Below are 12,188 nucleotides of genomic sequence, written 5' to 3'. Positions count from 1 at the left end.
CAAACTTTATCCTCTAACTGTATTTGCCCAGCTAAACAAGTGCAAGCTCGTGCAGTATTTTCTGACAAATAAGATAGTCACCCCACGGTTTTTTGCTGTTTTTTCACACAATCGCCTCATAGTCAGGAGAAAAAGCCAGGTTATCATGGTCTCGCCTGATTATTTCCTGGAGAGTTGCCTGTATGGCCCACGAGAACACTGTCTCAAGTTTCAACGGCGTGCACTATTTTAGCGAAGGCTGGAGACTGATCCGTCTGCCAGGCATTCGGCGCTTTGTCATTATTCCGCTGCTGGTCAATATCCTGCTGCTGGGCGGTGCATTCGCCTGGCTGTTCACCCAGTTGGGCAGCTGGATCCCGCAGCTGATGGCGCATATTCCCGACTGGCTGCAGTGGCTAAGCTACCTGCTCTGGCCGCTGTCGGTCGTCTCCATTGTGCTGGTGTTTAGCTACTTCTTTTCTACTATTGCCAACTGGATCGCCGCGCCCTTTTGCGGCCTGCTGGCGGAGCAGCTGGAAGGTCGCCTGACGGGCAAGCCGCTGCCGGACAGCGGCTGGATGGCGATGCTGAAGGATGTGCCGCGCATTATGAAGCGCGAGCTGCAAAAGCTCGGCTACTATCTGCCGCGCGCACTCGGCCTGCTGCTGCTCTACTTTATTCCCGGCTTTGGCCAGACGGTGGCACCGGTGCTCTGGTTCCTGTTCAGCGCGTGGATGCTCTCGGTGCAGTATTGCGACTATCCGTTCGATAACCATAAAGTCAGCTTTCAGCAGATGCGCAGCGCCCTGCGCCAGCATAAAAGCGCCAATATGCAGTTCGGCGCGCTGGTCAGCCTGTTCACCATGATCCCTATTCTCAACCTGGCGATTATGCCGGTTGCAGTCTGCGGCGCGACGGCCATGTGGGTCGATCGCTATCGCGCGCAGCTGGCCCGTGCTGAGCTACGCTAGTACTTATCAGAGCGCCTTATGCATTTTTTAGCGAGGCTTATTGCGTGGGGACATATAGATATGCGTTTTCTTTCCTTCCGCGCGTAGACAGAAAGGGTATGCTCATTGGGTTCCCAATAATTCATACAGTTAAGGACAGGCTATGAGTAAGATCTATGAAGATAACTCGTTGACCATTGGTCATACGCCCCTGGTTCGACTGAACCGCATCGGTAACGGCCGCATTCTGGCGAAGGTAGAATCCCGTAACCCCAGCTTCAGCGTTAAATGCCGTATCGGTGCCAATATGATTTGGGACGCAGAGAAACGCGGCATTTTGAAACCGGGCATTGAGCTGGTCGAGCCGACCAGCGGCAATACCGGTATTGCGCTGGCCTACGTCGCCGCCGCGCGCGGCTACAAGCTGACGCTGACCATGCCAGAAACCATGTCCGTCGAGCGCCGCAAGCTGCTGAAAGCGCTGGGCGCCAATCTGGTCTTGACCGAAGGGCCGAAAGGCATGAAAGGCGCTATCGCCAAGGCGGAAGAGATCGTCGCCAGCAATCCCGATAAATATGTGCTGCTGCAGCAGTTCAGCAACCCGGCGAACCCGGAGATCCATGAAAAGACCACCGGCCCGGAAATCTGGGAAGATACCGACGGCGCGGTTGATGTGTTTATCGCGGGCGTCGGCACCGGCGGTACGCTCACCGGCGTTTCTCGCTATATCAAGAACACCAAAGGCAAGAAAGATCTGATTACCGTGGCGGTGGAGCCGACCGACTCCCCGGTTATCGCTCAGGCGATCGCGGGCGAAGAGATCAAACCTGGCCCGCATAAGATCCAGGGCATCGGCGCTGGCTTTATTCCTGGCAACCTCGATCTCAATCTGGTGGACCGCGTCGTAGCGATCACCAACGAAGAGGCGATCAGCACGGCGCGTCAGCTGATGGAAGAGGAAGGCATCCTCGCCGGTATCTCTTCCGGCGCAGCGGTCGCGGCGGCGCTGAAGCTGCAGGAAGATGAGGCGTTCGCCAATAAGAACATCGTGGTTATTCTCCCCTCCTCCGGCGAGCGCTATTTAAGTACCGCGCTGTTTGCCGATCTTTTCACCGAGAAAGAGCTTCAGCAGTAACGCCAGATTCCGAAAACGTCGAAAAAAGCACCCAAATGGGTGCTTTTTTGTGGTGCAGATCCCACTTTCGCCACCGGCCAGATTGATTTCAGTGACTCAGCTCTGGTATTTAAGCTGCCAATTATTTCGGTGCCTGAAATTAATCAGCCTTTGAAGTGGATCAAGCTGAATCGATTTACGCATTTGGCGATACGGCGAATCACGGCATAATTAGCAGCTGAAGCGCTCGACAGGGATTTTGACCCTTCAACTGGAATGACGCACTCATTCAAGCGCATTTAATGGTCAGCGTAACGCTATACCCGCGCACCTACACAGGCTAAAGTTACGGCTCCAGGCTAGACTTTAAGTCCATAACACCAAACCTGATAACGTTGGGGAAACAGAATGTTCCAGCAAGAAGTTACTATCACCGCGCCTAATGGTCTTCACACTCGTCCTGCTGCGCAGTTCGTTAAAGAAGCGAAAGCCTTCCAGTCAGAAATCACCGTTACCTCTAACGGTAAATCCGCCAGCGCCAAGAGCCTGTTCAAACTGCAGACGCTGGGCCTGACTCAGGGCACGGTTGTGACGCTCTCCGCAGAAGGTGAAGATGAGCAGCAGGCCGTGGAGCATCTGGTTAAACTGATGGCTGAACTGGAGTAATTCAGTCAGCTTTTGCTGTATACCGACTCCTTTGCTCCATTGAGTGCAAACATCTTGATCGCGGACAACTTGTCCGCGTTATCACATCCGTAGAGTACAGCTCCCGCGACAATGGCAACGCATTGGGTCTAAGAGCCATCGTGATTAAAAGGTAGGGTTATGATTTCAGGCATTTTAGCATCACCAGGTATCGCTTTCGGCAAAGCTCTGCTGTTGATTGAGGATGAGATCGTCATCAACCGCAAGAAAATTTCTGATGACCAGGTCGAGCAGGAAGTAAAACGCTTCCTCGACGGCCGTGCTCAGGCTGCGCAGCAGCTGGAAGCGATCAGAGTGAAAGCGGGTGAGACGTTTGGTGAAGAGAAAGCAGCTATCTTCGAAGGCCACATTATGTTGCTGGAAGATGAAGAGCTGGAGCAGGAAATCATCGACCTGATCAAGAAAGATCACGCTTCGGCCGACGCTGCTGCCTACTCCGTGATTGACGGTCAGGCGAAAGCGCTCGAAGAGCTGGACGACGAATACCTCAAAGAACGCGCCGCTGACGTTCGCGATATCGGTAAACGTCTGCTGCAAAACATTCTCGGTCTGCATATCGTCGACCTGAGCGCTATCCAGGAAGAGTCGATTCTGGTAGCCAAAGATTTAACGCCGTCGGAAACCGCACAGCTGAACCTGAAAAAGGTGCTGGGCTTTATCACCGACCTCGGCGGCCGCACCTCGCACACCTCGATTATGGCGCGCTCGCTGGAGCTGCCGGCGATTGTCGGTACCGGCAACGTCACCGCCACGGTGAAAAACGGCGATTTCCTGATTCTGGACGGCGTGAACAACAAAGTTTACGTTAATCCGTCAGAGAGCGAGCTGGAAGAGCTGAAAGCGGTGCAGACTCAGTATCTGAGCGAAAAACATGAGCTGGCCAAGCTGAAAGATCTGCCGGCGATTACCCTGGACGGACATCAGGTTGAAGTATGCGCCAACATCGGCACCGTGCGCGACGTCGCAGGCGCTGAGCGCAACGGCGCAGAAGGCGTCGGCCTCTACCGCACCGAGTTCCTGTTTATGGATCGCGACGCGCTGCCGACCGAAGAAGAGCAGTTCCAGGCCTACAAAGCCGTCGCTGAAGCTGTCGGCTCGCAGGCGGTAATCGTGCGTACTATGGATATCGGCGGCGACAAAGATCTGCCTTATATGAACCTGCCGAAGGAAGAGAACCCGTTCCTCGGCTGGCGCGCAATCCGTATCGCCATGGATCGCAAAGAGATCCTGCATGCTCAGCTGCGCGCTATTTTACGCGCCTCCGCCTTCGGCAAGCTGCGCATTATGTTCCCGATGATCATCTCTGTTGAAGAGGTGCGCATCCTGAAAGCCGAACTGGAAACCCTGAAAGCGCAGCTGCGCGAAGAAGGCAAAGCGTTCGACGAAACCATTGAAGTCGGCATTATGGTGGAAACCCCGGCTTCAGCGGTGATTGCGCGTCACCTGGCTAAAGAAGTCGACTTCTTCAGTATTGGGACAAACGACCTGACGCAGTATACTCTGGCGGTCGATCGTGGTAATGATTTGATTTCCCACCTGTATAACCCGATGACCCCGTCGGTGCTGAATTTGATCAAGCAGGTGATCGATGCTTCTCATGCCGAAGGTAAATGGACCGGCATGTGCGGTGAGCTGGCCGGTGATGAACGTGCTACACTACTGTTACTGGGTATGGGGCTGGACGAATTCAGCATGAGTGCCATTTCAATCCCAGGCATTAAGAAAATTATTCGCAATACTAATTTCGAAGATGCGAAGGCTCTGGCGGAGCAGGCTCTGGCTCAACCTACAGCGGAAGACCTGATGAACCTGGTTAACAAGTTCATCAAAGAGAAAACACTCTGCTGATCCACGAGACGCTGGCCCAACAATACTGTTTAGGAGAAGAATATGGGTTTTCTTGACAAGCTTTTTGGCAATAAATCAGAAAGCACATCTGGGACGATTGATATTGTTGCGCCTCTGTCAGGCGAAATCGTAAACATTGAAGACGTACCGGATGTGGTGTTTGCCGAGAAGATCGTCGGCGACGGTATCGCCATCAAGCCAACCGGCAACAAAATGGTTGCGCCGGTCGATGGCACCATCGGCAAGATTTTCGAAACCAACCACGCGTTTTCAATCGAGTCTGACAACGGCATTGAGTTGTTTGTGCACTTCGGTATCGACACCGTCGAGCTGAAAGGCGAAGGCTTCAAGCGCATCGCGGAAGAAGGCCAGAAGGTCAAGAAAGGCGATGTTGTGATCGAGTTTGATTTGCCGCTGCTGGAAGAGAAAGCGAAATCTACGCTGACGCCTGTTGTGATCTCCAACATGGACGAGATCAAAGAGCTGGTTAAGCTCTCTGGTCAGGTTACCGTTGGCGAGACGCCGGTGATCCGCATCAAGAAGTAACAGATTCAGCTAAGAAAAACGGCACCCACTGGGTGCCGTTTTTGTTTCTGTTCTCTGGCGCACAGCGTCAGGCCTTATCCTGCGCCTGCCAGCGCGGCAGACGAATGGTCAGCTCCAGCCCCCCCTCAGGGCGGTTCACCGCCTGCACCTCGCCGTGATGCGCCAGCACCACCTTGCGTACGATAGCCAGCCCCAGACCATAGCCTTTGCCCAGCAGCGGCGAGTTGACCCGCACAAAGGGATCGAAGATGCTGGAGAGCTTCTCCTCATCGACCCCAGGCCCCTGATCGCGTACGCGAATCGCCAGCCACTGCTGCTCCGCCTGAAGCCTGACCTGAATATGCTGACCGGGCAGCGAGAAACGCAGCGCGTTGCGCAGCACATTCTCAATGCCGCGGCGGATCAGCTCGGCGTTGCCGCGCACGGTGTAATCAGCGTTTTCATCAACCAGGAAATCGACCTGCACGCCGGGAATTTGCGCCTCGTAGCGTACGTCGGTTACCACCGCATGTACCAGACCGGTCAGATCGAAATACTGCTCGTCGGGCATGCACTCATGCTCGGCGCGCGACAGCGTCAGCAGCTCGCCAATCATCTTATCCAGCCGCCGCGCCTCTTCGTCGATGCGATCCAGAGAGGCGCTTACGCTGGCCGGCGTCTGACGCGCCAGGCCGGTGGCCAGCTGCAGGCGTGCCAGCGGCGAACGCAGTTCATGGGAAATATCATGCAGCAGCTCCTCACGCGCGCGCACCAGGGTATCGAGCCGCTCAACCATGGCGTCAAACGCCTCCGCTACGTTGGAAAGCTCATCATGGCGCTTACGCATCATGGGATAGAGCCGCACGCTGAGATCGCCGTTAGAGACGCGAGAAAAGCCCTCGCGCAGCTGACGCATCGGCCGCGTCAGGTTCCACGCCAGCAGCAGACTAAACAACAGCCCGACCGTCCCGGCGAAAATAAACATCGGCTCAGGAATATTAAGAATGCGGCGCGGCCCGTCCATGCCCATCGAACTGTCTTCGCGCAGCCCTTTGACGTTATAGCGCAGCTCATACTCTTTTCCGTCCGCGCCTTTTACCCAGCGTACGATCACATCAGGGAATTTGCCCTGAAACGGCGGGCTAAAGGTTGCCGGCAGCGTTTCAGAATGGGCCGGGCGCGCATGCTGGATCACCGAAAAGAACTGACGATCGTTAGGCTCCCAGTCCGCCATCATATCGTTCAGCGAGCCAGGCCCGCCCCGCTCCAGCACCGATACGGCGGAGGCCATCTGCAGATTAACGATGCGGCGCGTGGCAATAATCTCCGGCGGCTCGTGGCGATTGCCGGCGATGCTGAAGCCGAGCCAGAGCAGCTGGCTGATAATAACGAACACGATCCAGAAGCCGATTAAAATCTTCCAGAACATGCGCCCACGGTAGTTCTGCTTCATCGAATGCGGTAACCGATGCTGCGCACCGTTTCGATATTCACGCTGTCAGCCGTAAGCGCCGCCAGCTTCTGACGGATGTTGCTGATATGCACGTCAACGCTGCGATCGTAGGCTTCACGCGGACGGCCGAGCCCTTTCTCCGACAGCTCATCTTTCGACACCACGCGGTCCGGCGCGCGCATCAGCAGATCCAGCAGGTTAAATTCCGAGGCGGTAAGATCGAAGGTTTTACCCTGCCATTCAGTAATGCGCGTGGCGGGATTGAGGGTGAGTTCGCCCCAGCGCAGCAGCTCTTTTTTATCTGGCTGCGGCGTCTGCTCCTCAAAGCGGCGCAGCACGGCGCGCAGCCGCGCAACCAGCTCGCGCGGATAGCAGGGTTTGGGCATATAGTCGTCCGCGCCCATCTCCAGTCCAATAACGCGATCGATATTGTCCCCTTTGGCGGTCAGCATGATTACCGGCAGGCGACTGTTCTGTCGCACCTGCCGCAGCACATCGATGCCGCTCATATCGGGCAGCATAATATCGAGGATCATCGCGGTGTAGCGGCCGGAGAGCGCGCCTTCGATCCCGGCGCTGCCGGTGAGCACCAGCTGGGTTTCAAAGCCTTCAGCAATAAGGTACTGGCTGAGCATGGTGCCCAGCTCCGCATCGTCATCAACTAATAAAATTTTCATAGGGGTCTCTCGCCTGAATTGCCGCTATTTTCTCCTGAGCAGGCGTCGGACGCAGCCGGTTTTACGCGTTCCTTACAGATCAGACGTCAGACGATGCTCAGGATGACTATAGACAAAAACGGCCCGGCAGCAGCGGTCAGCTGCATCCGGGCCGTTTAAGAGAGAGATTAGCGATAGACGCCAGTCGAAAGGTAGCGGTCGCCGCGATCGCAGACAATAGCGACGATAATGCTGCCGGGACGCGCCTGAGCGATACGCAGCGCGCCCGCCACGGCGCCGCCCGAGCTGACGCCGCAGAAGATGCCTTCACGCCGCGCCAGCGCCCGCATCGTCTCTTCCGCCTCGGACTGCCCCATATCGATTACCTCATCCACCAGCTCGGGCCGATAGATGCCCGGCAGATAGGCCTGCGGCCAGCGGCGGATGCCGGGTATGGCGCTGCCCTCTTTCGGCTGCAGGCCAACAATGGCGACGCTGTCGCTTTGCTCTTTCAGATAGCGGCCAACGCCGGTAATGGTGCCGGTGGTGCCCATGCTGGAGACGAAGTGGGTCAGGCGGCCGGCGCTCTGCTGCCAGATTTCCGGGCCGGTGGTCTGGTAGTGGCCAAGCGGATTGTCGGGATTATTAAACTGGTCGAGCACATGCCCTTCGCCGCGCGCCATCATCGCCAGCGCCATATCGCGCGCCCCCTCCATGCCCTGCTCGCGGCTTACCAGCACCAGTTCGGCGCCGTAGGCGCGCATCGCGTCCTGCCGCTCCTGGCTCATATTCTCAGGCATCAGCAAGCGCAGCGCGTAGCCCTTCATCGCGGCGATCATCGCCAGCGCGATACCGGTATTGCCGCTGGTGGCCTCAATCAGGCGGTCGCCAGGGGCGATATCACCTCGCCGCTCCGCCTGATTGATCATCGACCAGGCCGCGCGATCCTTGACGGATCCAGCGGGATTATTGCCTTCCAGCTTGAGCCAGATTTCGCTGCCGTTGGCGGGCGTCAGGCGCTGGAGTTTGATCAGCGGCGTATTGCCGATGGTATTTTGCAGAGTGGTCAAGGTGCGTTTCCCGGCGAAGCTAAGCGAACAAAAAAAGGGCGGGATAATTCCCGCCCGCTGTCGCGTGAGAAAATATCAGGCGCTCTCGGCAAAGGCAACAGCGCGCAGCGGCGTTGCCCCCTGATAGAGGCGCGCCTGCTGTAGGCCGACGAACAGCCGTTCGCCGCGCACCGGCGCGCTTCTTTCGCCGTCAAACACCAGCGAAAACGGCTCGCTCTGCCAGCCGGTCGGCTGAACCACCAGCTGCCAGAAGTGGCCGCGCGGGCTCACCTCAAGGATCTGGACCGGCAGCGGCGTCTCCAGGCTGCTCTGACGGGAGACGTCAATTTCCCACGGGCGCAGGAAAAGTTCGACCGCGCCCTGATGAGCCGGGGTGTAGCCCAGCGGCCAGTGGTGCGCGCCAACGTGGAACTGCGAGCCGTGGACTTCGCCGTCGAAGCGGTTCACTTCGCCGAGGAACTCCAGCACAAAGCGGGTGGCGGGATCGCGCCACACCTCATCCGGCGTGCCTACCTGCTCGATATTGCCCTGGCTCATCACCACCACGCGGTCGGCCACTTCCATCGCCTCTTCCTGATCGTGGGTGACGAAGACGCTGGTGAACTTCAGCTCTTCATGCAGCTGACGCAGCCAGCGGCGCAGCTCTTTACGCACCTGCGCGTCCAGCGCGCCGAAAGGTTCGTCAAGCAGCAGGATCTGCGGTTCAACCGCCAGCGCACGCGCCAGCGCCACGCGCTGCTTCTGGCCGCCCGACAGCTGCGCCGGGAAGCGGTTCGCCAGATGCGCCAGCTGCACCATCTCCAGCAGGCGGGTGACGCGCTGTTTAATCTCTGCGGAAGAAGGACGTTCACGGCGCGGCAGCACCGTCAGGCCGAAGGCGATATTGTCAAACACCGTCATATGGCGGAACAGCGCATAGTGCTGAAACACGAAGCCGACCTGGCGGTCGCGGGCGTGCAGCGCGCTGACGTCTTTATTGTGAAAGCGGATCTGCCCGCTGTTCTGGTGCTCCAGCCCGGCGATAATACGCAACAGCGTGGTTTTCCCGGAGCCGGACGGGCCCAGCAGCGCCACCATCTGGCCAGAAGGAATATCCAGAGAGATATCGTTCAACACCGGGGTGCGGCCGAAAGATTTGTTGATCTGTTTAATCTCAATGCTCATGATTTTCCTCCTGTTGCAGGCGATGCTGCTGTTGTTCTAAACGCCACTGCAGCATGCTTTTCAGAAACAGCGTCACAATTGCCATCAGCGTCAGCAGCGCGGCGGCGGTAAAAGCGCCCACCACGTTGTAATCCTGATGCAGTAATTCAATTTGCAGCGGCAGCGTATAGGTTTCGCCGCGAATCGATCCCGACACCACCGAGACCGCGCCGAACTCGCCCAGGGTGCGCGCGTTGGTCAGCACCACGCCGTAGAGCATCGCCCAGCGAATGTTCGGCAGCGTTACGCGGCGGAACATCTGCCAGCCGGAGGCGCCGAGCAGGATCGCCGCCTCATCTTCCTGGCTGCCCTGGCTCAGCATCACCGGCACCAGCTCGCGCACCACAAAAGGACAGGTTACGAACACGGTGGCCAGCACCATGCCGGGCCAGGCGAACATCACCTGAATGTTATGCGCGTCGAGCCAGCTGCCTGCCGGGCCGTTGACGCCCCAGAACAGCAGATACATCAGCCCTGCCACCACCGGCGACACGGCGAACGGGATATCAAACAGCGTCAGCAGCAGCTGGCGGCCGGGAAAGTTAAAGCGCGTAACCAGCCAGGCGAGCAGCGTACCGAACACCAGATTGACCGGCACGGTAATCAGCGCCACCAGCACCGTCAGCCAGATGGCGTGCAGCATGTCGCTGTCGCCGAGGTTCTGGAAGGCGACGCCCAGTCCCATCTTCAGGGCTTCGTAGAAGATAGAGATCATCGGCACCACCAGCAGCAGCAGCGATACCAGCACGCCGATGCCGATCAGTAGCCATTTGCTCCAGTTAAACGGCTGGCGGTCGGTGGCGTTGATGTGCGAAATATGCGCCATTAGTGACCTCCCAGTCGGCGGCCGAAGCGGCTCTGCAGGGTGTTAATGGCAAACAGCAGCACCAGCGACGCGGCCAGAATCACCGAGGCGATAGCGCTGGCGGCCGGATAGTCGAACTCCTGCAAACGCACGAAAATCATTAGCGAGGTGACCTCGGTTTTCCAGGCGATATTACCGGCGATAAAAATCACCGCGCCGAACTCGCCGATGCTGCGGGTAAAGGAGAGCGCGGTGCCCGCCAGCAGCGCAGGCGCCACTTCCGGCAGCACCACGCGGCGGAAGCTCTGCCAGGGAGTCGCACCCAGCGTCTGCGCCGCCTCTTCATATTCCGGCCCCAGCTCTTCCAGCACCGGCTGAACGGTGCGCACCACGAAGGGAATGCTGGTAAAGGCCATGGCGACGGCGATGCCGAGCCAGGTATAGGAAACTTTGATGCCGAAGGCGTTATAGATCCACTCGCCGTACCAGCCGTTCACCGAGAAGAGACCGGCCAGCGTCAGGCCCGCCACCGCCGTAGGCAGCGCGAACGGCAGATCCACCAGGCCATCCAGCAGCGTGCGGCCGGGAAAGCGATAGCGCGTCAGGATCCACGCCATAATCATGCCGAACACCGCGTTAAACAGCGACGCGACGCCCGCCGATAGCAGCGTCACTTTATAGGCCGCTACCAGCTGCGGATTGCTGATCACTTCCCAGTACTGCGCCAGCGTCATCTTCGACAGCTGCATCAGCAGCGCGCTGATCGGCAGCAGGAGAATTAAACAGGTAAACAGCAGGCTGGTGCCGAGGCTAAGACCAAATCCCGGCAGGACGCGCTTCTGAGTTAAGGCAAACATTATCCACGCCCCGCTGATAACAGTTGATCCAGCTCGCCACCGCTGGCGAAGTGGGTTTTCATCGCCTTATCCCAGCCGCCAAACTGATCTTCTACGCGAAACAGCTGCGTCTGCGGGAAGCGATCCTGATGCTCGCCCATCAGCTGCGGGTTGTTCACGCGGTAGTAGAAATCAGTGACGATTTGCTGCGCCTGGGGCGAGTAGAGGTAGTTGAGATAGGCTTTCGCCGCGTCGGCGGTGTGATTATGCTCGACGTTTTTATCGACCCAGGCCACCGGAAACTCAGCGAGAATATCCGTTTTCGGCACCACGACTTCATACTCATCTTTGCCGTACTGGTTACGGATATTGTTAACCTCAGATTCAAAGCTGATCAGCACGTCGCCGAGGCCGCGTTCGGCGAAGGTCGTGGTCGCGCCGCGTCCGCCGGTGTCGAACACCTCGACGTTCTTCAGAAACTGCGCCATAAAGGCGCGGGTTTTCGCTTCGTCTCCGCCGTTGGCTTTGCTGGTCGCGCCCCAGGCCGCCAGCCAGGTATAGCGGCCGTTGCCGGAGGTTTTTGGATTCGGGAAGACCAGCTTCACGCCGTCGCGGCCCAGATCGGCCCAGTCGTGAATCTGCTTCGGATTGCCCTTGCGCACCAGAAACGCCATGGTGGAGTAAAAGGGGGAGCTGTTGTTCGGCAGGCGGCTTTGCCAGTCGGCCGCGACCAGATTGCCTTTATCGTGCAGCACCTGCACGTCGGTAACCTGGTTATAGGTGACGACGTCAGCGCGCAGCCCCTGCAGGATCGCCAGCGCCTGTTTCGACGAACCGGCGTGTGACATTTTAATGGTGAGTTTATCATCGGGATGGCTGGCATCCCACTCTTTCTGGAACGGTGCATTCAGGGCGACAAACAGCTCGCGCGCAACGTCATACGAGCTATTAAGCAGTTCGGTGGCACCGGCCGCGCCCGCAAGGCTAAGCGACAAGGCGATACCGCCAACGATATTTTTCATCGTTCTTTTGGTCATTGGGCAC

Annotated in this window: 12 protein-coding genes; 5 read left to right on the top strand and 7 right to left on the bottom strand. The window is 57.9% G+C overall.

Annotation, left to right across the window (positions count from 1 at the left end; genetic code table 11):
• The first annotated feature begins 182 nt into the window (after positions 1 to 182).
• The 5 genes from cysZ (at position 183) to crr (ending at position 5,142) form a co-directional block, all read left to right on the top strand.
• Positions 183 to 950, top strand: coding sequence for a sulfate transporter CysZ (gene cysZ / locus LB453_RS07825; protein WP_103794286.1), 768 nt, complete (start codon positions 183 to 185; stop codon positions 948 to 950).
• 142 nt (positions 951 to 1,092) lie between these two features.
• Positions 1,093 to 2,064, top strand: coding sequence for a cysteine synthase A (gene cysK / locus LB453_RS07820; RefSeq protein ID WP_103794287.1), 972 nt, complete (start codon positions 1,093 to 1,095; stop codon positions 2,062 to 2,064).
• Between the two features lie 387 nt (positions 2,065 to 2,451).
• On the top strand, positions 2,452 to 2,709 hold the full coding sequence (gene ptsH, locus LB453_RS07815) for a phosphocarrier protein Hpr (protein ID WP_007889063.1): 258 nt from the start codon (positions 2,452 to 2,454) through the stop codon (positions 2,707 to 2,709).
• Positions 2,710 to 2,868: 159 nt separating this feature from the next.
• Positions 2,869 to 4,596 carry a phosphoenolpyruvate-protein phosphotransferase PtsI gene (gene ptsI, locus LB453_RS07810; protein WP_103794289.1) on the top strand — a complete coding sequence of 576 codons (1,728 nt, stop codon included), beginning with the start codon at positions 2,869 to 2,871 and terminating at the stop codon, positions 4,594 to 4,596.
• A gap of 42 nt (positions 4,597 to 4,638) precedes the next feature.
• Positions 4,639 to 5,142, top strand: coding sequence for a PTS glucose transporter subunit IIA (gene crr / locus LB453_RS07805; RefSeq protein ID WP_033753703.1), 504 nt, complete (start codon positions 4,639 to 4,641; stop codon positions 5,140 to 5,142).
• A 67-nt stretch (positions 5,143 to 5,209) separates the two neighbouring features.
• On the opposite strand, the gene LB453_RS07800 is transcribed toward crr, so the two are convergent.
• The 7 genes from LB453_RS07800 to LB453_RS07770 form a co-directional block, all read right to left on the bottom strand.
• Positions 5,210 to 6,574 carry an ATP-binding protein gene (locus tag LB453_RS07800; RefSeq protein WP_103794290.1) on the bottom strand — a complete coding sequence of 455 codons (1,365 nt, stop codon included), beginning with the start codon at positions 6,572 to 6,574 and terminating at the stop codon, positions 5,210 to 5,212.
• Positions 6,571 to 7,251, bottom strand: coding sequence for a response regulator transcription factor (locus tag LB453_RS07795; RefSeq protein ID WP_103794291.1), 681 nt, complete (start codon positions 7,249 to 7,251; stop codon positions 6,571 to 6,573). The genes LB453_RS07800 and LB453_RS07795 overlap by 4 nt, the downstream gene beginning before the upstream one ends.
• A gap of 167 nt (positions 7,252 to 7,418) precedes the next feature.
• A complete protein-coding gene (gene cysM / locus LB453_RS07790) occupies positions 7,419 to 8,300 on the bottom strand; it encodes a cysteine synthase CysM (protein ID WP_103794292.1) in 882 nt (293 codons plus the stop codon).
• 75 nt (positions 8,301 to 8,375) lie between these two features.
• Positions 8,376 to 9,464: a sulfate/thiosulfate ABC transporter ATP-binding protein CysA gene (cysA, locus tag LB453_RS07785; RefSeq protein ID WP_103794293.1), complete on the bottom strand. Its 1,089-nt coding sequence runs from the start codon at positions 9,462 to 9,464 to the stop codon at positions 8,376 to 8,378.
• Complete coding sequence (cysW, locus tag LB453_RS07780; RefSeq protein ID WP_103794294.1) at positions 9,454 to 10,329, bottom strand: sulfate/thiosulfate ABC transporter permease CysW; 876 nt, start codon at positions 10,327 to 10,329, stop codon at positions 9,454 to 9,456. The genes cysA and cysW overlap by 11 nt, the downstream gene beginning before the upstream one ends.
• Positions 10,329 to 11,165, bottom strand: coding sequence for a sulfate/thiosulfate ABC transporter permease CysT (gene cysT, locus LB453_RS07775; RefSeq protein WP_103794295.1), 837 nt, complete (start codon positions 11,163 to 11,165; stop codon positions 10,329 to 10,331). The genes cysW and cysT overlap by 1 nt, the downstream gene beginning before the upstream one ends.
• Positions 11,165 to 12,181: a sulfate ABC transporter substrate-binding protein gene (locus tag LB453_RS07770; protein WP_103794296.1), complete on the bottom strand. Its 1,017-nt coding sequence runs from the start codon at positions 12,179 to 12,181 to the stop codon at positions 11,165 to 11,167. The genes cysT and LB453_RS07770 overlap by 1 nt, the downstream gene beginning before the upstream one ends.
• Positions 12,182 to 12,188 lie beyond the last annotated feature (7 nt).

The organism is Pantoea agglomerans (genome assembly GCF_020149765.1).
GTDB lineage: Bacteria > Pseudomonadota > Gammaproteobacteria > Enterobacterales > Enterobacteriaceae > Pantoea > Pantoea alvi.
Note: the sequence above shows the minus strand (reverse complement) of the source record. Positions and strands in the feature narration are given on the sequence as shown.